Annotated in this window: 23 protein-coding genes and 1 pseudogene; 15 read left to right on the top strand and 9 right to left on the bottom strand. The window is 65.6% G+C overall.

Going from position 1 to position 25,227, the window contains the following annotated elements; genetic code table 11:
• Positions 1 to 163 precede the first annotated feature (163 nt).
• Entirely contained in the window at positions 164 to 370 is a 207-nt protein-coding gene (locus BLV47_RS36250; RefSeq protein ID WP_162884127.1) for a DUF6021 family protein, read from the top strand.
• A 95-nt stretch (positions 371 to 465) separates the two neighbouring features.
• Positions 466 to 651, top strand: a complete 186-nt coding sequence (locus BLV47_RS19140; RefSeq protein WP_092316166.1) for a DUF2188 domain-containing protein — start codon at positions 466 to 468, stop codon at positions 649 to 651.
• A gap of 67 nt (positions 652 to 718) precedes the next feature.
• Here BLV47_RS19140 and BLV47_RS19135 read toward each other — a convergent pair whose 3' ends face one another.
• The 5 genes from BLV47_RS19135 to BLV47_RS19115 all read right to left on the bottom strand — a co-directional run bounded on the left by BLV47_RS19135 (position 719) and on the right by BLV47_RS19115 (position 6,267).
• Entirely contained in the window at positions 719 to 1,333 is a 615-nt protein-coding gene (locus tag BLV47_RS19135) for a hypothetical protein (protein WP_092316164.1), read from the bottom strand.
• 50 nt (positions 1,334 to 1,383) lie between these two features.
• A complete protein-coding gene (locus tag BLV47_RS19130; protein WP_092316162.1) occupies positions 1,384 to 1,989 on the bottom strand; it encodes a hypothetical protein in 606 nt (201 codons plus the stop codon).
• A gap of 39 nt (positions 1,990 to 2,028) precedes the next feature.
• A complete protein-coding gene (locus BLV47_RS19125) occupies positions 2,029 to 2,442 on the bottom strand; it encodes an LIC_13387 family protein (protein WP_092316160.1) in 414 nt (137 codons plus the stop codon).
• A gap of 186 nt (positions 2,443 to 2,628) precedes the next feature.
• The gene (locus BLV47_RS19120) at positions 2,629 to 4,401 is read right to left on the bottom strand and encodes an acyl-CoA dehydrogenase C-terminal domain-containing protein (RefSeq protein ID WP_092316158.1); all 1,773 of its coding nucleotides are present in this window, start codon (positions 4,399 to 4,401) and stop codon (positions 2,629 to 2,631) included.
• A gap of 243 nt (positions 4,402 to 4,644) precedes the next feature.
• The gene (locus BLV47_RS19115; protein WP_092316156.1) at positions 4,645 to 6,267 is read right to left on the bottom strand and encodes an acyl-CoA synthetase; all 1,623 of its coding nucleotides are present in this window, start codon (positions 6,265 to 6,267) and stop codon (positions 4,645 to 4,647) included.
• A 438-nt stretch (positions 6,268 to 6,705) separates the two neighbouring features.
• Here BLV47_RS19115 and BLV47_RS19110 point away from each other — a divergent pair, with 438 nt between their 5' ends.
• Both BLV47_RS19110 and BLV47_RS19105 read left to right on the top strand, forming a co-directional pair.
• Positions 6,706 to 8,595: a PAS domain-containing sensor histidine kinase gene (locus BLV47_RS19110; RefSeq protein WP_092316154.1), complete on the top strand. Its 1,890-nt coding sequence runs from the start codon at positions 6,706 to 6,708 to the stop codon at positions 8,593 to 8,595.
• Complete coding sequence (locus tag BLV47_RS19105) at positions 8,592 to 9,227, top strand: response regulator transcription factor (RefSeq protein ID WP_092316152.1); 636 nt, start codon at positions 8,592 to 8,594, stop codon at positions 9,225 to 9,227. Before BLV47_RS19110 ends, BLV47_RS19105 begins: the two co-directional genes overlap by 4 nt.
• Positions 9,228 to 9,230: 3 nt before the next feature.
• On the opposite strand, the gene BLV47_RS19100 is transcribed toward BLV47_RS19105, so the two are convergent.
• Positions 9,231 to 9,827, bottom strand: coding sequence for a TetR/AcrR family transcriptional regulator (locus BLV47_RS19100; RefSeq protein WP_092316150.1), 597 nt, complete (start codon positions 9,825 to 9,827; stop codon positions 9,231 to 9,233).
• Entirely contained in the window at positions 9,820 to 10,671 is an 852-nt protein-coding gene (locus BLV47_RS19095; protein ID WP_092316148.1) for a 3-hydroxybutyryl-CoA dehydrogenase, read from the bottom strand. Before BLV47_RS19095 ends, BLV47_RS19100 begins: the two co-directional genes overlap by 8 nt.
• Before the next feature lie 171 nt (positions 10,672 to 10,842).
• Between BLV47_RS19095 and BLV47_RS19090 the strand changes: the two genes are divergently transcribed.
• On the top strand, positions 10,843 to 11,883 hold the full coding sequence (locus BLV47_RS19090) for an AraC family transcriptional regulator (RefSeq protein WP_092316146.1): 1,041 nt from the start codon (positions 10,843 to 10,845) through the stop codon (positions 11,881 to 11,883).
• Positions 11,884 to 12,195: 312 nt separating this feature from the next.
• Here the strand turns inward: BLV47_RS19090 and BLV47_RS19085 are convergent, their stop codons facing one another.
• Positions 12,196 to 14,064 carry a sigma-54-dependent Fis family transcriptional regulator gene (locus tag BLV47_RS19085; RefSeq protein WP_092316144.1) on the bottom strand — a complete coding sequence of 623 codons (1,869 nt, stop codon included), beginning with the start codon at positions 14,062 to 14,064 and terminating at the stop codon, positions 12,196 to 12,198.
• A gap of 350 nt (positions 14,065 to 14,414) precedes the next feature.
• Here BLV47_RS19085 and BLV47_RS19080 point away from each other — a divergent pair.
• The 10 genes and pseudogenes from BLV47_RS19080 (at position 14,415) to BLV47_RS19035 (ending at position 23,963) form a co-directional block, all read left to right on the top strand.
• Positions 14,415 to 15,509: pseudogene (locus BLV47_RS19080) on the top strand (ATP-NAD kinase family protein).
• Positions 15,510 to 15,511: 2 nt separating this feature from the next.
• Positions 15,512 to 16,489 (top strand): thiamine pyrophosphate-dependent dehydrogenase E1 component subunit alpha, encoded by a 978-nt coding sequence (locus BLV47_RS19075; protein ID WP_092316140.1) that lies wholly within the window; start codon positions 15,512 to 15,514, stop codon positions 16,487 to 16,489.
• Positions 16,490 to 16,534: 45 nt separating this feature from the next.
• Positions 16,535 to 17,551 (top strand): alpha-ketoacid dehydrogenase subunit beta, encoded by a 1,017-nt coding sequence (locus BLV47_RS19070; RefSeq protein ID WP_092316138.1) that lies wholly within the window; start codon positions 16,535 to 16,537, stop codon positions 17,549 to 17,551.
• Positions 17,548 to 18,660: an acetoin dehydrogenase dihydrolipoyllysine-residue acetyltransferase subunit gene (locus BLV47_RS19065; RefSeq protein ID WP_092316136.1), complete on the top strand. Its 1,113-nt coding sequence runs from the start codon at positions 17,548 to 17,550 to the stop codon at positions 18,658 to 18,660. The genes BLV47_RS19070 and BLV47_RS19065 overlap by 4 nt, the downstream gene beginning before the upstream one ends.
• Positions 18,661 to 18,751: 91 nt before the next feature.
• Positions 18,752 to 19,825: a 2,3-butanediol dehydrogenase gene (locus BLV47_RS19060; protein WP_244168942.1), complete on the top strand. Its 1,074-nt coding sequence runs from the start codon at positions 18,752 to 18,754 to the stop codon at positions 19,823 to 19,825.
• 143 nt (positions 19,826 to 19,968) lie between these two features.
• The gene (locus BLV47_RS19055) at positions 19,969 to 20,694 is read left to right on the top strand and encodes a hypothetical protein (RefSeq protein WP_092316132.1); all 726 of its coding nucleotides are present in this window, start codon (positions 19,969 to 19,971) and stop codon (positions 20,692 to 20,694) included.
• Between the two features lie 208 nt (positions 20,695 to 20,902).
• Positions 20,903 to 21,421, top strand: a complete 519-nt coding sequence (locus BLV47_RS19050; protein WP_167365674.1) for a DUF4303 domain-containing protein — start codon at positions 20,903 to 20,905, stop codon at positions 21,419 to 21,421.
• A 93-nt stretch (positions 21,422 to 21,514) separates the two neighbouring features.
• On the top strand, positions 21,515 to 21,874 hold the full coding sequence (locus BLV47_RS19045; protein WP_092316128.1) for a hypothetical protein: 360 nt from the start codon (positions 21,515 to 21,517) through the stop codon (positions 21,872 to 21,874).
• 303 nt (positions 21,875 to 22,177) lie between these two features.
• Positions 22,178 to 23,101 (top strand): LysR family transcriptional regulator, encoded by a 924-nt coding sequence (locus BLV47_RS19040; protein WP_092316126.1) that lies wholly within the window; start codon positions 22,178 to 22,180, stop codon positions 23,099 to 23,101.
• A gap of 136 nt (positions 23,102 to 23,237) precedes the next feature.
• Complete coding sequence (locus tag BLV47_RS19035) at positions 23,238 to 23,963, top strand: alpha/beta fold hydrolase (protein WP_092316124.1); 726 nt, start codon at positions 23,238 to 23,240, stop codon at positions 23,961 to 23,963.
• 341 nt (positions 23,964 to 24,304) lie between these two features.
• On the opposite strand, the gene BLV47_RS19030 is transcribed toward BLV47_RS19035, so the two are convergent.
• Positions 24,305 to 25,213, bottom strand: coding sequence for a MurR/RpiR family transcriptional regulator (locus BLV47_RS19030; RefSeq protein ID WP_092316122.1), 909 nt, complete (start codon positions 25,211 to 25,213; stop codon positions 24,305 to 24,307).
• Positions 25,214 to 25,227: the final 14 nt, after the last annotated feature.

Genomic DNA, 25,227 nt, shown 5'->3' with positions numbered 1-25,227 from the left:
AGCACTTCCTTTTGAGCGGTTGTGGGCCAGGGCGTCATCCTGCGACGCTGCTCGCTGCAATGCAATTTGCCGGTGGCCATTGGTCCGCTGGCCGGCACCCTGGGAACGGATCGCGATCCAACGGCTGTCCCCGCCTTTTTGCGGGCTAGCACAGGAGCTGACCATGGCTGCCAAGACCCCCACGGGGCCGCGCTCGTCCGAGCACGCCTCGAATCACCACGACCCGGGCTTCGACCCTGATTCGCCAGACCTCGCCGATCCCCAGGTCGATCCGGTGGGCCCGGCCAGGGCGCCCCTGGATCAGCCGGAACCTGAGCACCAGCGCAAGCGCTCGCGCGCCTACGACCCTCTGGCGAACCTGAGGAAATGACCGCGTCGCGCCGACATGCGGCCGTCGCCGGAGGGTGCTGCGGGTGTAAGGTAAAGCGCCCAAGCCCCAGCCACGCTGACAAAAGGGAGGTGTCCATGAGTACGCCGCTGCTGAACAAGTTGCAGATCAACGGTTATCAGGTATTGAGCGTCAACCACGGGCCCTGGAAGGTCTGTACGGCGGGTGATCGGCTCGCTAGTTTCGGCACCCGGGAAGAGGCCATGGCTTTCGCCGCCGCCTTGCCGGTGCGCAGAGCGTCACCGGCCACCAGGCATCGATAGTACCGCACAGAAAAAAGCCCCGATCGCTCCGGGGCTTTTTTCTGTGCGGGCTGCTGCCAGCGTCGGTTCAGTCGACAATGACCGGCTCGTTCGGATCATCGCTCAGGCATACGGTCAATTGCTCCCCGGCCTTGTTGAACGCACAGCGGGGCAGGGATTGCTGCTTGATGAAGCTCAGCGGTGGCAGGATGAACGCCGCCGCCAGGACCAGCGCCCACACGGTTTGCAGAAACAGCACATCGGCGCTGGTGGCGGCGGGCCGTGAGACGAGGCGTCGGCGCCAGTAGAAGTACAGGCCGCTGATAACGAACAGGCACAGGATGCCCAGCATGTAGTCCAGCTCCCAGTCCTGGGGGCTGAACGCGCGGCTGCCATCTTCATCATCCGGGTAGGTGAGCCGCCACCAGGCTCCGAGCAGCAATGGCACCAGCCCGGCCAGCAGCCATGCCATGCGCGCGCCGGGCATCCGAGTCAGCAGGGCCAGGACCAGGCCGATCAGGCACAGCACCCAGGCAAACAGGTACAACTGAAAACCCATGGCCCCGCCGAACAAGGTGCCGCTGACATCCCGCGGTTGCATCATCTGCACGTCGCACAACAGCATCACCGACAGCGGGATGGCGACGACGATCCAGCACAGGGGGCGGTACAGCCACAACCACAGGGTAAACAGGCGAGACATGGGCACACTCATCAAGGTCGAGAAAAGGAGGAACGAAGTCGGGGGGACGCTCAGTCGACAATTACCCGGCTGCCAGGGCCCAGGCATACGCTCAACTGATTGCCGGCCCGGTCGAAGGCGCAGTAGGGCAGGGGCTTGCGGGTGATGGCCAGCAGCGGCGGGAGGATGAAGGTCGCCGCCAGCACCAGGGCCCACAGGGTGCGCAGCAACAGCCCATTGCGAGTGGCGGGTGGGCGCGGCTTGAGCCGCTGCTGACGCAACAGGTGGACGCCGCCGTAGACCAGGGTAAAGCCGAAGACCATCACATAGTCCAGCTCCCGGGGCTGGATGCTGAAGATCAGGTTGCCGTCGAAATCATCCGGGTAGTTGATCCGCCACCACAGGCCCAGCAGCCCTTGCACCAGCCCGGCGACGATCAGGGCCAGACGTGCACTGGGCATCCGGGTCAGCAGCGCCAGCACCAGGCCCAGCACGCTGAGGGCCCAGCCGCCCAGGTACATCAGAAACCCCATGGAACCGCCGAACAGCGTGCCGCCGACCTCCCGGGGCACGATCAGGTGCAGGTTGCAATGGATCATGCTGGCCGCCGGCGCGGCCACGGCGATCCAGCACAGCGGGTAGTAGAGCCGGGACCAGAAGGTGTACAGGGGCGACATGCAGGGACTCGAAAATGACAGGGCCGATGATGGTTGGATTCAGATGAACAGCAAACCGCAGGCAACCGCGAACAGCATCAGGGCGAGGCTGATGCCCGCCAGGGGAATGCGAAACCAGTAACGGATCGCCAGCAGCCACAGGCCGGCGAGAAAGCCCAGGCCGATCAGCAGCAGGCCGCGGGCTTCCAGCAGCAGGGCCGGGTGCAGCCAGGCCAGGTAGCCGTAGACCAGGCCGAACAGCATCGTCCCCAGGCTATGGCTGGCATTGAAGCCGACCCAGGCGCGCCACAGGCTGGTCTGGCGGGTGATCAGCGGCGACACCTGGCGCATGCGTTCGGCCAGGGCCGGATCACGGGGCTGGAATTTGTCGGTGGCGAAGGTGTAGATCAGGTGCAGGCTGCCAAGCAGCAGCATGATGGCTGAGCTGGCGATGATCAGGGCGGGGGCCAACACGTTTCTTCCTTGGGCGGTGTCCGGGTGCGAAGTATGCCGGGCCGGTTGAGGTTTTGCATCCGTGGGGTGTGCTGTTGCCTGAGCTTGGAGCTTGGAGCTTGGAGCTTGGAGCTTGGAGCTTGGAGCTTGGCGCTTGGCGCTTGGCGCTGAAGCTGGGGCAGGGCGGCGGGCGCCCTGCCCAGGCACTCAGAACTGCTCGGCCTCCAGGCCGAACAGCGGGGAACTGCCGGCGCGGATGCTCTGCTCCAGGCTGAGGATGCGCGGCAACAGGCGGCTGAAGTAGAAGCGCGCGGTGGCCAGCTTGGCGCCATAGAAGCCGTCGTCCTCGGCGCGCCGGTGCTCGGCCACCTGGGCCATGCGCGCCCACAGGTAGGCGTAGGCCACGTAGCCGAACAGCTGCAGGTATTCGACGCAGGCGCTGCCCACCGCGTTGGGGTTCTGCGCGGCCTGCTCGCGCAGCCAGTCGCTGAGGTCTTCCAGGCGCTGCACTGCGTCCAGCAGCTCGGCGGCGTAGGCGGCGCCGGGCAGGTAGGCATAGTCGCGGATCTCGCCGGTGAACAGGCGCAGGGCCACGCCGCCGTTGCCCACCACCTTGCGCCCCAAGAGGTCCAGGGCCTGGATGCCATTGGTGCCTTCGTAGATTTGGGCGATGCGCACGTCGCGCACCAGTTGCTCCTGGCCCCATTCGCGAATGTAGCCGTGGCCGCCGAAGATCTGCTGGCCGAGCACGCAGCTGTCCAGCCCGGTGTCGGTGAAGAAGGCCTTGGCCACCGGGGTCAGCAGCGCCACCAGGGCTTCGGCGTTGTGCCGCTCGTGGGGCTGGTCGGCGAACTTGGCCAGGTCCAGTTGCTGGCCGACGTAGCTGGCAAACGCCCGGCCGCCCTCGGTCATGGCCTTCATGCTTAGCAGCATGCGCCGCACATCGGGGTGGACGATGATCGGGTCGGCGATCTGGTCCTTGGCCACCGGACCTGCCGGGGAGCGGCTCTGGATGCGCTGGCGGGCATAGGTACGGGCGTTCTGGTAGGAGTTCTCGGCGCAGCCGATGCCCTGGATGCCGATCGACAGGCGCTCGTAGTTCATCATGGTGAACATCGCCGCCAGGCCCTTGTTGGCCTCGCCGATCAGCCAGCCGCTGGCGCCGTCGAAGTTCAGCACGCAGGTGGCCGAGGCCTTGATGCCCATCTTGTGTTCGATGGAGCCGCAGCTCACCGCGTTGGCCGCACCGAGATTGCCATTGGCGTCGACATGGATCTTCGGCACCAGGAACAGCGAGATCCCCTTGGGCCCGGCCGGGGCGTCCGGCAGCTTGGCCAGCACCAGGTGGACGATGTTCTCGGTCAGGTCCTGTTCGCCGCCGGTGATGAAGATCTTGCTGCCGCTGATGCGGTAGCTGCCGTCGGCCTGGGGTTCGGCGCGGGTGCGGATGATCCCCAGGTCGGTGCCGGCATGGGCTTCGGTCAGGCACATGGAGCCGGCCCAGCGGCCTTCGTACATCGGCGGCAGGTAGCGCTGCTTGAGTTCCTCGCTGGCGTGGGCGTCGATGGCCAGGCAGGCCCCGGAACTCAGGGCCGAATACAGGGCGAAACTGGAATTGGCGGCGTAGAGCATCTCTTCGAACTGCACCGCGAGCATCTTCGGCATGCCCATGCCGCCGTAGGCCGGGTTGCCGCTCAGGCCGACCCAGCCGCCCTCGATGTAGGTGCGGTAGGCCTCCTTGAAACCGGCCGGGGTGCGCACCTGCCCGGCGTGCCAGCTGGCGCCTTCCTCGTCGCCGCTGCGGTTGAGCGGGGCGATCAGGTTGGCGGTGACCTTGGCCGCTTCTTCGAGAATCGCGTCGGCGGTGTCGGCGTCCACGGTGTCGGCCAGGGCCGGCAGGCGCGCCCAGAGCTTTGGCGCGTTGAACACTTCATGCAGGACAAAGCGCATGTCGCGCAGCGGAGCATTGAATTCGGGCATTGCAGGAACCTCGGGCAAAAGGGGAGGTTGAACGGCCGTGGCCGCATGAATCGAAAACCCAGACCCCGCCACCTGGTAGGAGCCGGCTTGCCGGCGAACAGGCCCGCGAGCCAGGCATCGCCCTGGCCAAGGCCTTCGCTGGCAAGCGGAGCGCCGCCCGGCCAGCTCCTGCGAGGGATGGGCCGGTGAGAGCGCCTTCGCTGGCAAGCCAGCTCCTACAAGGGCTGGGTCGGTGTATTCAGGCTAGAGGTTTTTCGCCAGGTCGCGCAGGACGAACTTCTGGATCTTGCCGGTGGAGGTCTTGGGCAAGGTGCTGAAGACCACGGTGCGCGGCACCTTGAAGCCCGCCAGGTGTTCGCGGCAGAAGGCGATGATCTCGGCTTCGCTCACGTCCTGGTGGTCGGCCTTGAGGGTGACGAAGGCGCAGGGCGTTTCCCCCCATTTTTCGTCGGGCCGGGCCACCACCGCCGCTTCCAGCACCGCCGGGTGGCGATAGAGCACGCCTTCCAGCTCAATGGTGGAGATGTTCTCGCCGCCGGAAATGATGATGTCCTTGAGCCGGTCGCGGATCTCGATATAGCCGTCCGGGTGGGTCACCCCCAGGTCGCCGGTGTGGAACCAGCCGCCCTCGAAGGCCTCGGCGGTGGCGCTGGGGTTCTTCAGGTAGCCCTTCATCACGGTGTTGCCGCGCATGAAGATCTCGCCGATGGTCTGGCCGTCTCGGGGCGTGGGTTCGAGGCTTTTCGGGTCGGCCACCATCAGCCCTTCCAGGGTCGGATAGCGCACCCCCTGGCGTGACTTGATCTGCGCCCGCTGTTCCAGGGGCAGCTCATCCCAGGCGGCGTGCCATGCACACAGCGTCACCGGGCCATAGACCTCGGTCAGGCCGTAGACGTGAGTGACCTTGATGCCCATTTCCTCCACCGCGCCGATCACCTTGGCCGGTGGCGCGGCCCCGGCGACCATGGCGTTGACCGGGTGGTCGATGGCCGCCTTGGCCGATTCCGGCATGTTCACCAGGGCATTGAGCACAATCGGCGCGCCGCACAGGTGAGTGACCTGATGCTCGCGGATCAGGTTGAGGATCTTCTGCGGATCGACCCGGCGCAGGAACACATGCACGCCGCCCAGGGCGGTGACGATCCACGGGTAGCACCAGCCGTTGCAGTGGAACATCGGCAGGGTCCAGAGGTACACCGGGTGGTTGCCCATGGCCCAGATCATCTGGTTGCCCAGGGAATTGAGGTAGGCGCCGCGGTGGTGATAGACCACGCCCTTGGGGTTGCCGGTGGTGCCCGAGGTGTAGTTCAGGGCGATGGCTTGCCATTCGTCCTGCGGCCACTGCCAGGGATACACCGGGTCGCCCTCGGCGAGAAAGGCCTCGTAGTCCAGATCGCTGACCGCCTGGCCTTCGCCATATTCCGGGTCGTCGACATCGATCACCAGCGGTGGGTGATCGAGCATCGCCACCGCGGCGTGGATCACCCCGTGGAATTCGCGATCGGCGATCAGCACCTTGGCTTCGCCGTGGGCCAGCATGAAGGCGATGGCCTCGGCATCCAGGCGCACGTTGAGGGCATTGAGCACGGCGCCGATCATCGGCACGCCAAAATGCGCCTCGAGCATCGCCGGGATGTTCGGCAGCATCACCGCCACCGTGTCGTTCTGGCCGATGCCACGGCCGGCCAGGGCCGAAGCCAGGCGCCGGCAGCGGCTGTAGGTCTGGGCCCAGGTGCGGCGGATCGAACCGTGGATCACCGCCGGATATTCGGGGTAAACCGCAGCGGTGCGCTCGATGAAGCTCAAGGGGGAGAGGGCGATATGGTTGACGGCAGACGGCGCGAGGCCTTGCTCGTAGATGGACATGGTTCGGGTACCCGGTGGCTGATTATTAGCTCTATTGGCCGATGCTTGCGGTGCGCGTGCTGTGTACCCGGAGCCCTGATCTCACCGACACCTTCACCTGCAGGAGCCGGCTTGCCGGCGAAGGCGATCTCAAGAACACCACCACTCGTAGGAGCCGGCTTGCCGGCGAAGGCGATCTCAAGAACACCTTCACTCGTAGGAGCCGGCTTGCCGGCGAAAGCGATCTCACGGGCCCCTTCGCTGGCAAGCCAGCTCCTACGATCAGGCGATTCCTATCAGGCGTTCCTTGCAGGTACGCAACACACCCAGCGAAAGCTCGGTGACTTATCCGGGGTCTTTTATATACTGTTTGTCGATTGATATGGAAGTACTACCTGGGTTGTATAGTAATTGTACTATATTAAAAAGCCGCTATTGCCTCCCACAGGTTGATCGACGATGCCCACCTCCACCCACCTGAGCCGCTGGTTGCAGCTACAGCGCGAAGGCCAGCTGCCGGACTCGCCCTGGCTGGGCCACGACCCGCAGCCCAGCCTGCTGCTGGACGCCCAGGCGCAGCCGCTGGACCTCAACCCGGCGTTGCGCCAGTGGCTGGACGATGCGGCCACTGGCGATCTCGCGGCCCTGCTGCCGATCAACCACCCGGCCCTGGTGCGCGCCTGCCTGGAGCAGCAGCGCGCCATCGAACAGGTGGAAGCCCAGTGCGGCGAACGCATCCTGCTCTGGAGCTTCATCCCCGACCCCCTGCGCCAGCGGGTGCTGGCGCGCTGTCAGGAGGCCACCGCCCAGGTCCAGGCCGAGCGCGACTCGGCCCGGGCCCGGCGCCTGTACCGGTTGATCACCGAGAACACCACCGACCTGATTTCCCGGCACACCCCGGACGGCACCTTCCTCGACGCTTCGCCGGCGTCCTGGACCCTGCTCGGCTACTGGCCCGAACAACTGCGCGGCCTGCTGGCCCGCAGCCTGTTCCACAGCAAGGGCCTGGCCGGGCTGATGCAGCGTACCCGCGACGCCCTGGAGCAGGACGGCTACCACACCATGACCTACCGCATCCGCCACCGCGACGGCCATTACCTGTGGTTCGAAACCGCCTGCAGGGGCATCCGCGATACCTACACCGGCACCGTGGTGGAAGTGGTGGCGGTGTCCCGGGACATCACTGCCCGGGTCCAGGCCGAAGAGAACAAGCGGCGCCTGGCGGAAGTGGTGGAAGCCAACCCCGACCCGGTGCTGTTCATCCAGCCCGGTGGCGCCGTGACCTACCTCAACCCGGCGGCGCGGCGCACCCTGGGGCTCGCGGCTGATCAGGCGATGCCCGGTCTGGCCTCGATACTCAGCGCTCAAGTGCTGGACAGCCTGCAGCGCGAGGGCTGGGAGCGCGCCGAGCGCAGCGGCCGCTGGAGCATCGAGGCGCGCCTGCAACCGCCGGCCGGCGGCGCCTCGGTGCCGGTGTCGCTGATGCTCCTGGCCCACCGCGCGGCCAGTGGCGAGCGCTTCTATTCCCTGGTGGCCCACGACCAGAGCGAGCGCGAACTGCGCGAGGCCCAGCAGCGCCATCACCAGGACGAGCTGGCCCACAGCGCGCGGCTGGTGACCCTGGGCGAACTGGCCTCGGGCATCGCCCACGAGATCAACCAGCCACTGGCGGCGGTGGTCAACTACGCCAATGCCAGCCAACGCTATTTGCAGGCCCTGGACACTCAGCCCGAGGCCGCCGGCAAGGTCGCCCAGGGCCTGGAGCGGATCGCCGAACAGGCGACCCACGCCGCCGAAGTGATCAAGCGCCTGCGGGCCTTTTTGCGCAAGGGCGGGCGCCGGGTGCAGGCCCTGGATATCGCCGAGGTGGCCCGGGAAACCGTGCGCCTGTGTGCCTGGGAAGCCCAGTCCTGTGAGGTGGCGATCGAGTTGCGCCTGGCGGATAATCTGCCGCCGGTGTACGCCGACCGGGTGCTGCTGGAGCAGGTGCTGCTGAACCTGTTGCGCAACGCCATCGAGGCCAACCGCGAAGTGCATCCACAGCAAGGCTCGAACATTGTGCTGGGCGCCGAAGCAGCGGCCGAGGGCGGGGTGCGGATCAGCGTCAGCGACCAGGGGCCGGGCGTCTCGGCCGAGCAACTGCCGCAACTGTTCACCCCGTTCTACACCAGCAAGGCCAACGGCCTGGGGCTCGGATTGTCCATGAGCCGCAGCATCGTCGAAGGCTTTGGCGGCGACTTGCAGGCCAAGCCCCAGGACCGTGGCTTGACGATGTGCTGCTACCTGCCGGCCACGGCCCCGGCCGATCCCGGTGCAACTTCCCACCCAACCACAGGAGCAAGGCAATGACCCGTGAGGCGCAGCAGTTGGTGTATGTGGTCGACGACGACCCGGGCATGCTCGACTCCACCGTCTGGCTCCTGGAGTCGGTGGGCCTCAAGGCCGTGCCCTTCACCAGCGGCCGCGAGTTTCTCGAACACTGCGACCCCAGCCTCAATGCCTGCGTGCTGCTGGATGTGCGCATGCCCGGCATGGGCGGGCTGAATGTCCAGGAAGAACTGCGCCAGCGCGATATCCACCTGCCGCTGATCTTTGTCAGCGGCCACGCCGACGTGCCCATCGTGGTGCGCGCGTTCAAGGCCGGAGCGGTGGATTTCATCGAAAAGCCCTACAACCAACAGCTGCTGCTGGACAGCGTGCAGCAGGCCCTGAGCCGCGCCGACCGCCATCAGAGCCAGAGCGCCGGGCAGGCCCGGGTGCAGGCGTTGCTGCAGAGCCTGACGCCACGGGAGCAGGACGTGTTGCTGCCCCTGGTGCAGGGCTACACCAACCGCGAGATCGCCGAACAGCTGGGGGTCAGCATCAAGACCATCGACCTGTATCGCTCACGGGTGATGAAGCGCATGCAGGCCGAGCACCTGCCCGCGCTGGTGGGCATGGCGATTGCCGCTGGCCTGGTGGACCCGCTGCAGCTGCGCTGAGGCTCAGGCCACGTTGCTGTGCAGCGGTGCGCCCCCCATTAGCCGCTCGATGGCGCCGCTGAGCAGGTTTTCCAGCAGGACCTCGCGTTCACGCTCGGGCAGCGGTTGCTCACTCAACCAGCCGGGGGCGCTGTTGAGCAGGTTGGCCAGGGCATGGGCAGCGGCGCGCTGGGCCGCCGCACCGAGGCCGGGCGGGGTACCCAGCAGTTGCAGCAACTGCTGCTCGTAACGCTCGCGCAATTGCCCGACCCGCACCTGCTGGTCGGGATTGAGGCAGCCGCTGTCACGCTCCACCAGGCGAAAATGCCGTGGCAATTCCCGGTGCAGCTTCAGGTGGGCGCGGATCAGCGCTGGCAGGCAGTCACCCTGCAGCTTGCGTCGCTGCAGGCGCTTGAGGGTGCTGTGCAGCTCATCGAAGAACTCCTCGATCAGGTCCAGCAGCAGGTGCTGCTTGCTCGGGTAATGGTGGTACAGCGAGCCCGGGGTCAGCCCCAGGTGGCTCGCCAGCTCACGCATGCCGACCTGGCCGAAGCCCTTGCTGGCGAACAGCTCCAGGGCCTTGTCGCGGCTTTCGGCAAAGCGTGAGCAGCGCTCAGCCATAGTGATGGAAACCCCGACCGGTCTTGCGCCCCAGGTAACCGGCGGCAACCATTTCCTTGAGCAGCGGCGCGGGGCGGTACTTGCTGTCGTTGAAGCCATCGTAGAAGGCCTCAAGGATCGCCAGCAGGGTGTCCAGGCCGATCAGGTCGGCCAGGGCCAGCGGGCCGATCGGCTGGTTGCAGCCCAGGCGCATGCCGGCGTCGATGTCCTCGGCGCTGGCCAGGCCTTCCTGGAACACCAGGATCGCCTCGTTGATCATCGGCACCAGGATGCGGTTGACCACAAAACCCGGGCGGTTGCCGGCGGTGATCGCGGTCTTGCCCAGGCGCTGGGCCATGTCCATGGCCAGGGCATGGGTCGCGTCGCTGGTCTGCAGGCCGCGGATCACCTCGATCAGGCCCATCACCGGCACCGGGTTGAAAAAATGCAGGCCGATAAAGCGCTCCGGCGCGCCGACGCTGGCCGCCAGTTGGGTGATCGACAGCGACGAGGTGTTGGAGGCGATCACGCACTCGGCGCCGACCTGGGCTGCGATCTGCTGCAGCACCTTGAGCTTGAGGTCCAGGTTCTCGGTGGCGGCTTCGATCACCAGTTGCGCGTCCTTGAGCACGCTGTAGTCGGTGCTGATGCGGATCCGGCCGAGGGCGGCGCGCTTGTCGTCTTCGCCGAGGGTGCCCTTGCTCACCTGGCGGTCGAGGTTCTTGCCGATGGTGGCCAGGGCCTTGTCCAGGGCGCCCTGGGCGATGTCCAGCAGGGTCACGTCAAAGCCCGCCTGGGCGCAGACCTGGGCGATGCCGTTGCCCATGGTGCCGGCGCCGATCACCCCGATAGTCGCAAGATTCATCTTCAGCTCTTCCTTTGTTCATGGCCTTCGCGGAGCATGGCGCGGTTGCCTTGCCCTGCGGGTTATCCAGCGCGAGTCTAGAGCCGCACACGGTGGCCGGCCTATGCCGAAAGCGGTCAAGGGTGCTGGCGTTTTTTGCCATAGGTCCTGCTACGGGAGTACAGCCTCTACATGCGTGAAACGGATTCGGTCGCGGTCTACTTTGTCCGGGTGATGACCCACGCCCTGCGCCAGCAGCCGGCGCGGCTGGCGGCGGTATTGAGCGAGGCCGGCATCGACCCGGCGTTGCTCGACCAGCCCCGGGCGCGGGTGTCCGGCAGTGCCTTCGCGGCCTTGTGGCTGATCCAGATCCGCGAGTTGCAGGACGAATTCTTCCAGCTCGACTCCCGCGGCATGCCGCCGGGGGCCTTTGCCCTGATCTGCCGCGGGCTGATCCAGGAGCCCAACCTGGAGAAGGCCCTGCGCCAGTGCCTGAACAACTTTGGCCTGTTTTTGCGGGACGTCGGCGCCAGCCTCGGCGTGCGCGGCAAGCGCGCGGTGATCAGCGTTGAAAGCCGCTGCACCGACCCGCTGCGCAGCCACTACGCCGAAGAAACCCTGCTGGTGCTGATCATCAGCCTGCTTTGCTGGCTGGGCGGGCGGCGGATCCCCATCGATCGCGCCGATTTTCGCCATTCGCGCCTGAGCCTCAGCGACGATGCGCTGCTGTGGGGCAGCAACCTGAGCTGGAGTGCCGGGCGCACCGAGATCGAATTCGCCAGCCGCTTCCTGCGCCTGCCGGTGGTCCAGGACCTGGCCTCGCTCAAGGTGTTCCTGCGCAGCGCCCCGCAATGGCTGGTGATCCGTTTTCGCAACCAGCACGGTCTGACCCGCCAGGTGCATCAGCGCCTGCGGGGCAGCCACTACAGCCAGTGGCCGACCCTGGAAGCCTTCGCCCGCGAGGTGCAGATGAGCGCCAGCACCCTGCGCCGGCGCCTGGAGCGCGAGGGCGGCTCCTATCAAGAGATCAAGGACGAAGTGCGCCGCGGCGTTGCGGTCGAACTGCTGCGCCGCACCGGCGTCAGCATCAGCGAGATTGCCGAACTGACCGGCTTCCAGGAACCCAGCGCCTTCCACCGCGCGTTCAAGAAATGGACCGGCGAAAGCCCCGGACGCTACCGCGCCCGTTTCCAGCCCGCCCTGCCTGATTCCACGACATCACGGCAACCGTAGGAGCTGGCTTGCCAGCGAAGGCGCCCGCAAGATCGGCGCGCAATCGGAGGGCCTGTTCGCCGGCAAGCCGGCTCCTACAGAAACGCCGCAACACTCCGAAGCACCGTGTAGGAGCTGGCTTGCCAGCGAAGGCGCCCGCAAGATCGGCGCTCAATCGGAGGGCCTGTTCGCCGGCAAGCCGGCTCCTACAGAAACGCCGCAACGCTCCGGAGCACCGTGTAGGAGCTGGCTTGCCAGCGAAGGCGTCCGCAAGATCGGCGCGCAATTCGAGGGCCTGTTCGCCGGCAAGCCGGCGCTCGCGGCTGGTGTGGTTCAGACCGGGCTTCTGCCGGGCATCTGGATGCCGTGCTGCTGCACGCGGCGGTACAGGGTGGCGCGGGAAATGCCCAGGGCCTTGGCCGCCGCCAGCGGTTTCCAGCGGTGGCGCACCAGGGCGTCGAGCAGGACCTGGCGCTCGGGGCTGGTGGCGCTTTCCTGGGCGGGCAGGGCGCCTTCGGCTGTGGTGCCGCGCAGTTGCTCGGGCAAATCCTGCAACTGGATCAGCGGCCCTTCGCACACCGCGCAGGCGTAGCGCAGTACATGCCGCAGTTGCCGCACGTTGCCCGGCCAGCGGTAGCCCAGCAGGCACTCCAGCGCCGCATTGCCCAGTTGCACCGGCGCGCCGCAGCGCTGGGATTCCTCTTCGACTATCTGTGTGATCAATGCCAGCCGGTCGCTGCGTTCGCGCAGCGGCGGCAGTTGAAAGCGCGCGCCACCGAGGCGGAAATACAGGTCCTCGCGAAAACTGCCCGCGGCCACCAGGGCTTCCAGGTCGCGGTGGGTGGCGCAGATCACCTGGATATCCACCGCCTTGCGTTGCGCGGCCCCCAGCGGCGCCACTTCACCCTCGGCCAGCACCCGCAGCAGGCGGGTCTGCAAGGCCAGGGGCATGTCGCCGATCTCGTCGAGGAACAGGGTGCCGCCATCGGCCTGTTGCAGCAGGCCCTGCATGCCCTTGTTCGAGGCCCCGGTAAAGGCCCCGGCGACATAGCCGAACAGCTCGCTCTCGATCAGGTTCTCGGGAATCGCCGCGCAGTTCAGCGCAACGAAGGGCCGCTCCCGACGCTGGCTGGCCTGGTGCAACTGGCGGGCGAAGACTTCCTTGCCGGAGCCGGTTTCGCCCTGGATCAACACCGGCAGATGCCGGTCCTTGACTCGCACCGCCAGGCGCAGGCTCTGTTCCACTCGCGGGTCCAGCTGTTCACCGGCCAGGCTCCGGCGCGGGCGGCTCTGGGGCCGGCGCGGCGCCTGCAAGCGGCCATGCAGCTCGGCGGACAGCGGGCACAGGATCTCGTCCCGGGCGCGCTGCAACAGCTGCGGATCGAACACCTGGGCGATGTGTTGCGGCAGCCGCCCGAAGCGTTGCAACAGGTAGTGACGCGCCGCCGGGTTCAGGGCCCGCAGGCAGCCGTCGTCATCCCAGGCCAGTAGGTAGTCCGGCTGGCTATCGACATAACCCGGGCTGGCATGGGCCCGCAGCACCCAGTAGCCCTGGGCGCTGTTCATGAAGAACGCCTGTTCGATCTCCCGGGCGCTCTGCACCACCATCTGGCGGATCAGGTGCTGGGAGCGGCGGTCGTCCGGGGAGCGCACCGCCGACACGTCCAGCACCCCCAGCAGCTCGCCCTGGGGATCGAACACCGGAGCGGCGGAGCAGGTCAGGCCGATGAACGCGGCGCGAAAATGGTCGCGCTTGTGCACGGTGATCGGGGTGCGCGCGGTGAGCACCGCAGCCACGCCGCAGGTGCCTTCTTCACCTTCCGACCAGCAGGTGCCCAGGTACAGCCCGGCCTTGCGGCAATCGTTGCGCAGGGTGGATTCCACTTTGTAGTCGATGGTCTGGCCCTGGGCGTCGGTGAGCAGCACGCAGTAGTCGGCGTCGCGCACCCGGCCATGCAGGCGGGCCACTTCTTCGCTGGCGATGCGCAGGAACAGCTCGGAGCGCTCGCGGCATTCCTTGAGCAGGTTTTCCGAGAGGATGCGCGGCCCCTGCAGCGAGCCGGGGTCCAGCCGGTGCTGCTCCATGGAGCGCCGCCAGGAATCGAGAATCAGGCTCGGCACCGGCGCCTGGGGCAGGTGCGCGGCGTTTTTCAGGACCCGGCTGACACAGTCCACATGGGCTTTGGAATGTGCGGAAAGCATGAAGGCCTCCGGTTGCAGCTTCTTATCGTTGTCGGCGCATTAAGCGCCGATCCACGGCCCTCGACAAGCACCGGACGGCGCCATGGGGGCGGTGAGACGCAACGTCTCAGGATCTCGCCAAGGCCCCGTGCAGCCTGACATGCGACGTCTCAGGGACGGCGTTCCCCAATGCGATGGGGCAAGCACGCCAGCCGCTCTGGAACGGCCTTCTGCAGAGTTTTTCCGACAACTGGCACCGGCCTTGCTCTAGCCCTTGGCAACTAGTCCTTGGCTACCGGCTCCTGACCACCGGCGCCGACTGGCCCATCGAAGAATAAGAACGAGGTGCCCGATGTTTTCTCCTGCCTGTGATCCATCCGCGGTGCGCTCATGAGCCGCCGTCCCCTGAGCGTCGGCATCATCGCCAACCCGGCCTCGGGCCGTGATGTGCGCCGCCTCACTGCCAACGCCGGGCTGTTCTCCAGCACCGACAAGGTGTCGGTGATCCAGCGTCTGCTAGCGGCCTTTGGCGCCACCGGCATCGAGCAGGTGCTGATGCCCACCGACATGACCGGCATCGCCGCCGCAGTGCACAAGAACAGCCGCAGCCGCCAGGCCCGGGAGCAGCACTGGCCGGCCCTGGAGTTCCTCGACCTGGCCCTGCGCCAGAGCGTCGAGGACACCCGCCAGGCGGCGCGCTGGATGGCCGAGCGCGGGGTGGCGCTTATCGCCGTGCTCGGTGGCGACGGCACCCACAAGGCGGTGGCCGCCGAGGTGGGCGACATTCCGCTGCTGACCCTGTCCACCGGCACCAACAACGCTTTTCCGGAACTGCGCGAAGCCACCAGCGCCGGGCTGGCCGGTGGGCTCTACGCCAGCGGCCGGGTGCCCGCCGAGATCGCCCTGCGGCGCAACAAGCGCCTGCTGGTGCGCGAACCGGCCCGGGGCCTGTGCGAAGTGGCCCTGGTGGACGTGGCGGTGTCGCCCCTGGCCTTTATCGGGGCCCGGGCCATCAGTCGCGCCAGTGATCTGGCCGAGGTCTTCGTGACCTTCGCCGAGCCCCAGTCCATCGGCATTTCCGCGCTCTGCGGGTTGTGGCTGCCGGTCACTCGCCAGGAACCCCACGGCGCCTGGATGCGCCTGGACCGGCAATCCCCCGAAGCGCTGCTGGTGCCCCTGGCCCCCGGCCTGCTGCAGGGCTGCGGCGTGCGGGAGGCCGGCTACCTGCAACCCGACGTCCCCCAGCCCCTGTGCCTGAGCGCCGGCACCCTGGCCCTGGATGGCGAGCGTGAGATCGAATTCAACCCCCACGACCGGCCCACGGTCACCCTGGATGCCGGCGGTCCGCTGAGCATCGACGTCAACGCGGTCCTGGAACACGCGGCGCGCCAGCGCCTGCTGGCCATTGACCGCGATCACCGGCAACACCCCGTGAACCTTCAGTCCCAAGACACCCTGGAGAATAAAAATGTCGACACCCCTGACCACTGATCAACTGCTCCACGCCTACCGGGTGATGCGCACCATCCGCGCATTCGAAGAACGCCTGCACGTGGAATTCGCCACCGGCGAGATCCCCGGTTTCGTCCACCTCTACGCCGGGGAAGAAGCCTCGGCCGCCGGGGTCATGGCCCACCTGCGGGACGATGACTGCATCGCCTCCAACCACCGTGGCCACGGCCATTGCATCGCCAAGGGCGTGGACGTCTACGGGATGATGGCGGAGATCTACGGCAAGAAGACCGGGGTCTGCCAGGGCAAGGGCGGCTCCATGCACATCGCCGATTTCGAAAAGGGCATGCTCGGCGCCAATGGCATCGTCGGTGCCGGCGCGCCGCTGGTGGTGGGCGCGGCCCTGGCCGCCCGGCTGCAGGGCACCGACGGCGTGTCGGTGGTGTTCTTCGGCGATGGTGGCTCCAACGAAGGTGCGGTGTTCGAGGCCATGAACATGGCCTCGGTGTGGAACCTGCCGTGCCTGTTCATCGCCGAGAACAATGGCTACGCCGAGGCCACGGCCTCCAACTGGTCGGTGGCCTGCGACCACATCGCCGACCGCGCCGCCGGTTTCGGCATGCCCGGGGTGACGGTGGACGGTTTCGATTTCTTCGCCGTGCATGAAGCCGCCGGCGCCGCCGTGGAGCGGGCCCGGGCCGGGGAGGGGCCGTCGCTGATCGAGGTCAAGCTGACTCGCTACTACGGCCACTTCGAGGGCGACGCCCAGACCTACCGCGCGCCCGATGAGGTCAAGCATTACCGCGAGCACAACGACTGCCTGATGCAGTTCCGCGAGCGCACCACCCGTTCGGGCCTGGTGCAGGCCAGCCAGCTGGAGCAGATCGATGCCGACGTGGAAGCGCTGATCGAGGACGCGGTGCGCAAGGCCAAGACCGATCCCAAGCCGAGCCCGGCCGACCTGCTCAGCGACGTGTACGTCGCTTATCCCTGAGCGGCCCCTTAATCGCCCCCTACAACAAAAATCGAGAGAACCATCATGGCGAGAAAAATCAGTTACCAGCAGGCCATCAACGAAGCCCTGGCCCAGGAAATGCGTCGCGACCCCAGCGTGTTCATCATGGGTGAAGACGTGGCGGGCGGTGCCGGTGCCCCCGGCGACAACGACGCCTGGGGCGGCGTGCTCGGGGTGACCAAGGGCCTCTACCATCAATTTCCCGGGCGGGTGCTGGACACCCCACTGTCGGAAATCGGCTACGTCGGTGCCGCGGTCGGCGCCGCCACCCGTGGCGTGCGCCCGGTGTGCGAATTGATGTTCGTCGACTTCGCCGGCTGCTGCCTGGACCAGATCCTCAATCAGGCGGCGAAGTTTCGCTACATGTTCGGCGGCAAGGCCCAGACCCCGCTGGTGATCCGCACCATGGTCGGCGCCGGCTTGCGCGCCGCGGCCCAGCACTCGCAAATGTTGACCTCGCTGTGGACCCACATCCCCGGCCTGAAAGTGGTCTGCCCGTCGTCGCCCTACGACGCCAAGGGCCTGCTGATCCAGGCGATTCGCGACAACGACCCGGTGATCTTCTGCGAGCACAAAATGCTCTACAGCCTGCAGGGCGAAGTGCCGGAAGAGTCCTACGCGATTCCCTTCGGCGAGGCCAACTTCCTGCGCGACGGCAAGGACGTGACCCTGGTGTCCTACGGGCGCACGGTGAACACCGCCCTGGATGCGGCGCGCAACCTGGCCGGACGCGGCATCGACTGCGAAGTCATCGACCTGCGCACCACCAGCCCGCTGGACGAAGACAGCATCCTGGAAAGCGTGGAGAAGACCGGGCGTCTTGTGGTCATTGACGAAGCCAACCCACGCTGCTCCATGGCCACCGACATCTCGGCCCTGGTGGCGCAGAAAGCCTTCGCATCGCTCAAGGCGCCGATCGAATTGGTCACCGCGCCCCATACGCCGGTGCCGTTCTCCGACGCCCTGGAAGACCTGTACATCCCCGACGCGGCGAAGATCGAAAACGCCGTGCTCACTGTGATCGAGTGGAGCCGCCGATGAGCCAGATCCATACCCTGACCATGCCCAAGTGGGGCCTGTCGATGACCGAGGGCCGGGTCGATGCCTGGCTCAAGGAAGAAGGGCAGAGCATCAGCAAGGGCGATGAAGTGCTGGACGTGGAGACCGACAAGATCTCCAGCAGCGTCGAGGCGCCGTTCTCCGGCGTCCTGCGCCGGCAGATCGCCCGCCAGGACGAAACCCTGGCGGTGGGCGCGCTGCTGGGCATCGTGGTCGACGGCGAGGCCAGCGACGCCGAGATCGACGCGGTGATCGCGCAGTTCCAGGCCAGCTTCGTGCCCGGCGACAGCGCCGACGAAGACCACGGCCCGGCGCCGCAGAAGGTCGAACTGGGCGGCCGGCTGATCCGCTATTTCGAACGCGGCGAAGGCGGCACGCCGCTGCTGCTGGTGCACGGCTTCGGCGGCGACCTCAACAACTGGCTGTTCAACCACGAAGCCCTGGCCGCCGGGCGCCGGGTGATCGCCCTCGACCTGCCGGGCCACGGCGAATCGGCCAAGGCCCTGCAACGGGGCGACCTGGATGAATTGAGCCAAGTGCTGCTGGCACTGCTGGATCACCTGGAGATTCCCGTGGCCCATCTGGTGGGCCACTCCATGGGCGGCGCGGTGTCCCTCAATACCGCGCGGCTGGCGCCGCAACGGGTGCGCTCGCTGACCCTGATCGGCAGCGCCGGGCTGGGCCGCGAGATCAACGGCGACTACCTGCAAGGCTTCGTCGAGGCCAGCAACCGCAATGCGCTCAAGCCGCAACTGGTGCAGCTGTTCTCCAACGCCGAACTGGTGAACCGGCAGATGCTCGACGACATGCTCAAGTACAAGCGCCTGGAAGGGGTGCAAGCCGCCCTCGGGCAGTTGGCCGGCAACCTGTTCGCCGACGGCCGCCAGCAGGCCGATCTGCGCCCGGTGGTGCAGGACGGCGCGCAGCCGGTGCTGGTGATCTGGGGCAGCGACGACCGGATCATCCCGGCGAGCCACAGCGCCGACCTCAAGGCGCAGATCGAAGTGCTGCCGGGGCAGGGGCACATGCTGCAGATGGAAGCGGCGGAGCAGGTCAACCGCCTGATCCTCGACTTCATTCGCCAGCACTGAGGTTTTTTGCGGCGACGGCCAGGGGGCCGTCGTCGCCCTATGACAACCAGGAGAAGCCAAGATGAGTGTTGCCCTCAAATCCGTTCCGAGCATGCGCGCCGCGGTCTGGCACGGCCGCCACGATATCCGCGTCGAAGACGTGCCGCTGCCCGACGCGCCGCCTGCCGGCTGGGTGCAGATCCGCGTCGACTGGTGCGGCATCTGCGGCTCCGACCTGCACGAATACGTGGCCGGGCCGGTGTTCATTCCGGTGGACGCGCCGCACCCGCTGACCGGGATCAAGGGCCAGTGCATTCTCGGCCACGAGTTCTGCGGCGAGATCGTCGCCCTGGGCGAAGGAGTCCAGGGGTTCAGTGTCGGCCAGCCGGTGGCCGCCGACGCCTGCCAGCACTGCGGCACCTGCTACTACTGCACCCACGGCCTGTACAACATCTGCGAGAACCTGGCCTTTACCGGGCTGATGAACAACGGCGCCTTTGCTGAACTGGTGAACGTGCCGGCCAACCTGCTCTACGCCTTGCCGGACAACTTTCCTGCCGAGGCCGGGGCGCTGATCGAGCCGTTGGCGGTGGGCATGCACGCGGTGAAAAAGGCCGGCAGTTTGCTCGGACAGAACGTGGTGGTGGTCGGTGCCGGCACCATCGGCCTGTGCACCATCATGTGCGCCAAGGCCGCCGGCGCGGCCCAGGTGATCGCCCTGGAAATGTCCGGCGCGCGCAAGGCCAAGGCCCTGGAGGTGGGCGCCACCCATGTGCTCGACCCCAAGGAATGCGACGCCCTGGCCGAGGTCAAGCGCCTGACCGGCGGGCTGGGCGCCGATGTCAGCTTCGAATGCATCGGCAACAAGCACACCGCCAAGCTGGCCATCGACCTGATCCGCAAGGCCGGTAAATGCGTGCTGGTGGGGATCTTCGAGGAGCCCAGCGAGTTCAACTTCTTCGAACTGGTGGCCACCGAGAAACAGGTGCTCGGGGCCCTGGCCTACAACGGTGAGTTCGCCGATGTGATTGCCTTTATCGCCGATGGCCGCCTGGATATTTCGCCCCTGGTGACCGGGCGCATCCAGCTGGAACAGATCGTTGGCCAGGGCTTCGAGGAGCTGGTCAACAACAAGGAACACAACGTCAAGATCATCGTGTCTCCCGGTCAGTTGCGACGCCCTTAAGGGGCGCTCTTTGGCGATGGCCGGCGGCGGCCATCGCACTTTTTTACAGTTTTGCGTTCTATCACCAGGCCTGGCCGCGCCGATCCCCGCCGCAGCCCGTGAATTTTGACCCGGTGCCGATGGCCTACGCTCCCTCTTCTTGCATGATGCAAACCCGCTTTGCGCGCCTGTTTCTGGTGGCGCTGCTGATGTTGGGCGCCACGGCCTGCAGCCAGCAACAAGGCCGCGATCTGGCCAAACAGTTTCGTGAAGGCAAGCCTGACGAATTCTTCCAGACCAGTGTCGACCGCATGGCCACCATCGGCATGCGCGACAACCTGCAGAGCCTGTACCTGCTGATGGGCAAGCTCTATCTGCGCAATCCCAGCCAATGGCGCAAATCGGGGTTCCCCGATGGCACCAGCGCCCAGCGCGAGATCCGCAACGCCATCGAAAAACGCCAGCCACTGCCGGCCCTGGGCGATCGCCGCGACCTGGCGGCCCTGAGTTATTCCCTGAGCCCGGAGTTCCAGGGGGATCGGGTCGGCGCCTTCATCTATGCCATCGGCAGCATGCTGGTGACCGCCCATGGCGGGCGCACCGAGTTCTACATGACCGACAGCATCGACCCGCAGTTCATCAGCAACGCCGCGCGCAATATCGAAAAGGCCACCTGGCTTCTGAGCCAGCGCCAGGATGCCAATGGCGTGTTGTTGCTGTTTTCCAACGAGATTTCCGAGGAGGGCAGTAACCTGAGTTTTGCCGTGGAGTTCGGCAAGATTGTGGCGCGCCTGGATCTGCTGACGCAGATTCTGGATGAGCGTTATCGACGGGTGGGGTTCAACTATGCGCAGAGTTTGCTGCTGATGAATTTTTTGCCGGTGCAGTAGACGACAAGTGCCGATGCCGACGGCTGCTGAAAAGTCCGGCGTCGAAGGGTTGGTGCCGTGCGGCGCGTACCGCGCAAAATATGAAGCCTTGGCCAGGGCGATTACTGGCAGTGTCAGGAGCGCTGCGGATAGGGTCTTGGCGTTACGAAAAATGCGTCGGCACTGTGCTGGCGAAACAATCAACGTGTTGCCAACAAGGAATAGCATCATGGTTGTTTTTGATGCCGCTGAATTTCACCGCCGAGTTGTCGCGGCCTCTCGTCAGGCGATAGCGAAATTCATAATGCAAATGCCCGAGTCTGAAGTATGTGGTTTTGCGTTGTACTCCGACTCGGACGCAACCTCCCTGTCTGCATCGTTCAACTGCAAAACCCACCTGGCGAAGATGCAGGCCGAGTTCCCTGAAGATCCTGTCTATTTCAAGTGGAGTCCCGGCGAATGGAGTCATGAGGGCTTTGGCGAGGAGTTTTTTACGGACATATCCGAGGATATGCGGCGCTCCTGTCAGTCGGTCCCGGAAGGGCCCGACTTCAAACAGTATCGCGATGCTGTTTTTGGCCTCTGCGTCGACGCCCTTAAAGAGTTGCGCCAGACAGAGTTGGCTGGCGCCATTTTCGCCTTCTCGGTGACAGACAGTCTCGACCCTGAGACGGAAATCCATTGGATCAGGGACATCAATTGCCCTTCGCAGGCTGCCGAGTTTGAGCGTTGGATTGTCCAGCAGTAATGTCAGTGATGGTCTTTCAGGGTTTCTCACGGGTCTCTATAAACAAGCTATCGGTAAAGCTGATCGAGAGCCGGTTCAAGGAGATGGGCTGAGATGATGGGGCTAAGTGAAATGCTCTCCAGGATAAATGACGGTGTTTTTCTTGAGCAGGTTTTCCAGAACAACACTGACTGGGATGCCAGGTTGGATTCACGGGATTGCATCGAGTTTGCCAGCGCGTGGAGCGATAGCTACGAAGAAGTGCTTGCGTCATGTCCACCTGAAGATGAATCCATCAGGCAAGTCAAAGAGGCTGCCTTCAAGAGGGTCTATCAGATCACTGGCAATCCGGATCTTGCAGGCTATGTGTCGGATGATTTTGGCCTGATCGCGCAGGCATTCAAGCACCAGGTCGATAGCGGTTTTATACATCGCCTTTGGCAGGCTTACGCTCAAGGCGCATTTCCCCATTGAAGAGCGAACGCACTCTTTCATCCGTCTGCGTGTTGGGCGGCAGCGGCAAGGCGACCGACAATGCCTTGAGCGACGCCGCGTAATGGTCTGGCAGTCATAACCGGCGACGGCCCGTTACCGCCAGCGGGAGCGAGCGCAAGAACGACGAAAGGCGCAACCGTTCCGAGAGAGTGCGCAGCGCGTTGGCTCGCTTGCGGTACGCTTGCCAGGCAGCATGCTTGTCCTTGTCGCGCGTGCCATGGCTGGTAAACAGTGGCACCCAAACTGCGCGCTGGAAATGATCCACAACGAGGCCACTGCTCCATGAACTCTCTGGATCTGACACGTTTCGATCTCAACCTGCTGGTGGTGCTCGAAGCTCTGTGGGCCGAACGGCATGTGGGCCGCGCGGCTGAACGCTTGCATTTGTCCCAGTCGGCAACCAGCCATGCTCTGGCGCGGTTGCGCACGGCTTTTGCCGACCAGCTGTTCATTCGACACCCCCGGGGGATCGCACCCACGCCGCTGGCCACGGAGTTGATGCCGAAAGTGGCGGCGGTGCTCGATTCGGTCCGGCTGATCGCCAGCCCGCGAGGTGCGTTCGACCCGGGTCGCCTGCAGACCACGCTGGCGCTGGCGGCCACCGATCACGCCTTGTTGACGGTTGTCGCCCCCGCTCTGGCCAGAGTGCAGGCCGCGGCGCCCGAACTGGTCCTGAATTTCAGGCCGGCAGATGCCGAATCGGCGCTGCGCATGCTCGATGGCGGTGAGCTCGATCTGGTGCTGGGGTCGGGCTCGTTCGCGCAGATTCCGCAGCGTTTTGCCTGTCAGCTGGCGCATACGGAGCGCTTTGTCGGCATCGCCTGCCAGGGCCACCCGGCGCTGATCAAGCGCGGCAAGAAACTGCACATGGAACTGGATGACTTCGTGCGCCTGCCGCACATCCTGGTGTCGCCACGCGGTGATACCCGGGGCACGGTGGACGATGCTCTGGAGCACCTCGGGCGCAGCCGCAAGGTGAGCCTCACGTGCCCGGGCTTTCTGGCCGTGGCCTTTATGGTGGGTGCTTCACAGTCCATTGCGGTGGTGGCCGAGCGGGTTGCATTGCGCATGCAGGAGGCTGCGCAACTGAGCCTTTTCGAGTTGCCCCTGGCGCTGCCCAGCTGGGAGGTGCTGATCATTCGCGCACGAGGGCGCGCCCACGAGCCGGCCATTGAGTGGTTGACCGGCATGCTGGTTGTCGATTGACCGTTGGCGTGCTGTGCTCAACGCCTCCGGGGATCATCGATCCCGTGCATCGAGATGCTGCGCAAATGCCATTGGATTGCCTGTCTCGGCGCTCCTAGAGTTCGCCCGTAGTTAACCGACTCGCCAGGAGCACCTTATGCAAGCGACACCCACTCTGGTCATGATCCCTTGCTTTGCCGGGGCCCCCTGGCAGCTGGACCAGCTGACCCATTTGCAGCACCGGCGCCTGCGCACCCTGCGCTTGCCGGACGGGGTGTGCGAGCTGGAAACCCTGGCCGATTACATCCTCGATCAGGTGCAGGACCTGCAGAGCTATGTGCTGGTTGGCGATTCCTATGGTGCGGTGGCCTCGATTGCGTTTGCCACGCGCCAGCCCGAGGGCCTTGCAGGCCTGGTACTCTCCGGTGGTTTTGCCCGGAGCCCGATTACCTCACCGCTGCTCAAGAGCCTGGCGGCCCTGGCGCCCTGGTTTCCCGGGCCATTTTATCGACAGCTGACCTTGCGGATTCATGCGGCGCAGTTGGCTTCGTCCTTTGACCGGGAGGGGGAGATTCCCTGGTCGGTGGCCAAGAGCCGCGCCTTCTTCATCAAAGAGACGCCCCACCGGGCTTACGTCAATCGCATGCGTTCGATTGAGAAGGTGGACTACCGTAGTCGGTTGGGGAGGATTGATGTTCCTACGCTGATTTTGACGCCGGGGGAGGATCGGTTGATTGGTGAAGAGGCGGCTGGAATTCTGCTGAAGGGCATCAGGGGTTCGCAGGAGGTCATCATGTCGCGCACTGGGCATATGTTCAGGTTCTCCCACCCTGGTGCCTACTCGCTTGAAATCCAGAAGTTTCTGCAACGGCTGGGTGTTTGAAAAGGAGGGATATCCGGTGTGGTTACTGCCGGTTTCGCCCTTAGGGCGACTCACTTTTTTCAAACGCCGGAGTGCCGGCCCAGCAAAAAAGTAAGCAAAAGCGCTTGCCTCTCCACTCGGTGCCTCGCATGGGGCCGTCGTGGTTAACGGGGCCATTGGGATCAACAGCAAGATCAAAAGCCAGAGCTTGAGCAATCGGCAGCCTTGCGGCCGGACTGATTCTGCTTGGTAGGAGCTGGCTTGCCAGCGAAGGCGTCGGCCAGGGCGATGCATGCCTTGGGGGCCTCTTCGCCAGCAAGCTGGCTCCTACGCCGGGATCTTGCGCCTCCTGCCTCTTGGCATCACTTCTTCAGCGCTTTGCCCTGACCAGGAATATGCAAATACGACATCACGCTTTCTGTCAGCTCAGTGGCCAATTTCACCGCTTTTTCATTGCGCGCCATCACCCCGGCGACCAGCCCTTCGATCAAGGCCAGCACGGCGATGTTGGAGCTGGTCAGCACCGGGTGATCGCAAGGCGCGAACAGGGTGTGCTCGGCTATCGCGGTGAGCGGCGAGGCGGGGGAGTCGGTGATGGCCAGCACCGTTGCCCCGCGTTCACTGGCAAAGCGCGCCAGTTGCAGGGTGTCCTGGGAGTAGCGTGGCAGGGAGATCGCCAGCAGCACGTCCTGATCCGTGATCGCGGCCAGCCGGTAGGCGGCGTTTTCATTGCCGCCTTCCATGCTGATGGCCGTGGCGTCGGCGCAGAACGGCATCAGGGTGGCGGCGGCAAGCCCGGCCAGGTAGACGCTGTTGCCGAACCCCAGGATGTAGACCTTGCGCGCGCTGGTCAGGCGGGTGATGAAGGCGTCGAAGCTGTCGGCATGGTTGCTGGTGGCGGCGGTGGCCAGGTTGCTGCCGGCGCTCTGCAGTTGTTCGTGCAGGCCAAAGGCGCCACCCGGGCGCTGGGCCAGTTCGTTGCGCAGCTTGTCCACCGGCGACACCATCTGCTGCAAGGTGGTGACCAGCTCGGCCTTCATGCCGCTGTAGCCCCCCAGGTCCAGGGCCTTGGCCAGGCGGTTGACGGCGGCGGGCGAGGTCAGGGTGGCTTGAGCCATCTCCTCGATGGTCAGGGTCGCGGCCTTGAGGGGGTGGCGCAGGATGAAGTCCGCCACCTTGCGCAGCGACGGCGGCAGTTCGGCGACGATTTCCGACAGTTTGCGCATCACCGGCGCGGCGTAGACCGAGGTGTCTTTCGATGGGCTTGGCATATCCGGCTCGACAG

Source organism: Pseudomonas saponiphila (genome assembly GCF_900105185.1).
GTDB lineage: Bacteria > Pseudomonadota > Gammaproteobacteria > Pseudomonadales > Pseudomonadaceae > Aquipseudomonas > Aquipseudomonas saponiphila.
This window is presented reverse-complemented; position numbering and strand designations above follow the sequence as displayed.

Coding starts and splice junctions, on each gene's coding strand:
- BLV47_RS36250 (WP_162884127.1), top strand. CDS start 164: ATGGCTGCCAAGACCCCCACGGGGCCGCGCTCGTCCGAGCACGCCTCG.
- BLV47_RS19140 (WP_092316166.1), top strand. CDS start 466: ATGAGTACGCCGCTGCTGAACAAGTTGCAGATCAACGGTTATCAGGTA.
- BLV47_RS19135 (WP_092316164.1), bottom strand. CDS start 1,333: ATGTCTCGCCTGTTTACCCTGTGGTTGTGGCTGTACCGCCCCCTGTGC.
- BLV47_RS19130 (WP_092316162.1), bottom strand. CDS start 1,989: ATGTCGCCCCTGTACACCTTCTGGTCCCGGCTCTACTACCCGCTGTGC.
- BLV47_RS19120 (WP_092316158.1), bottom strand. CDS start 4,401: ATGCCCGAATTCAATGCTCCGCTGCGCGACATGCGCTTTGTCCTGCAT.
- BLV47_RS19115 (WP_092316156.1), bottom strand. CDS start 6,267: ATGTCCATCTACGAGCAAGGCCTCGCGCCGTCTGCCGTCAACCATATC.
- BLV47_RS19110 (WP_092316154.1), top strand. CDS start 6,706: ATGCCCACCTCCACCCACCTGAGCCGCTGGTTGCAGCTACAGCGCGAA.
- BLV47_RS19105 (WP_092316152.1), top strand. CDS start 8,592: ATGACCCGTGAGGCGCAGCAGTTGGTGTATGTGGTCGACGACGACCCG.
- BLV47_RS19100 (WP_092316150.1), bottom strand. CDS start 9,827: ATGGCTGAGCGCTGCTCACGCTTTGCCGAAAGCCGCGACAAGGCCCTG.
- BLV47_RS19095 (WP_092316148.1), bottom strand. CDS start 10,671: ATGAATCTTGCGACTATCGGGGTGATCGGCGCCGGCACCATGGGCAAC.
- BLV47_RS19090 (WP_092316146.1), top strand. CDS start 10,843: ATGCGTGAAACGGATTCGGTCGCGGTCTACTTTGTCCGGGTGATGACC.
- BLV47_RS19085 (WP_092316144.1), bottom strand. CDS start 14,064: ATGCTTTCCGCACATTCCAAAGCCCATGTGGACTGTGTCAGCCGGGTC.
- BLV47_RS19075 (WP_092316140.1), top strand. CDS start 15,512: ATGTCGACACCCCTGACCACTGATCAACTGCTCCACGCCTACCGGGTG.
- BLV47_RS19070 (WP_092316138.1), top strand. CDS start 16,535: ATGGCGAGAAAAATCAGTTACCAGCAGGCCATCAACGAAGCCCTGGCC.
- BLV47_RS19065 (WP_092316136.1), top strand. CDS start 17,548: ATGAGCCAGATCCATACCCTGACCATGCCCAAGTGGGGCCTGTCGATG.
- BLV47_RS19060 (WP_244168942.1), top strand. CDS start 18,752: ATGCGCGCCGCGGTCTGGCACGGCCGCCACGATATCCGCGTCGAAGAC.
- BLV47_RS19055 (WP_092316132.1), top strand. CDS start 19,969: ATGATGCAAACCCGCTTTGCGCGCCTGTTTCTGGTGGCGCTGCTGATG.
- BLV47_RS19050 (WP_167365674.1), top strand. CDS start 20,903: ATGGTTGTTTTTGATGCCGCTGAATTTCACCGCCGAGTTGTCGCGGCC.
- BLV47_RS19045 (WP_092316128.1), top strand. CDS start 21,515: ATGATGGGGCTAAGTGAAATGCTCTCCAGGATAAATGACGGTGTTTTT.
- BLV47_RS19040 (WP_092316126.1), top strand. CDS start 22,178: ATGAACTCTCTGGATCTGACACGTTTCGATCTCAACCTGCTGGTGGTG.
- BLV47_RS19035 (WP_092316124.1), top strand. CDS start 23,238: ATGCAAGCGACACCCACTCTGGTCATGATCCCTTGCTTTGCCGGGGCC.
- BLV47_RS19030 (WP_092316122.1), bottom strand. CDS start 25,213: ATGCCAAGCCCATCGAAAGACACCTCGGTCTACGCCGCGCCGGTGATG.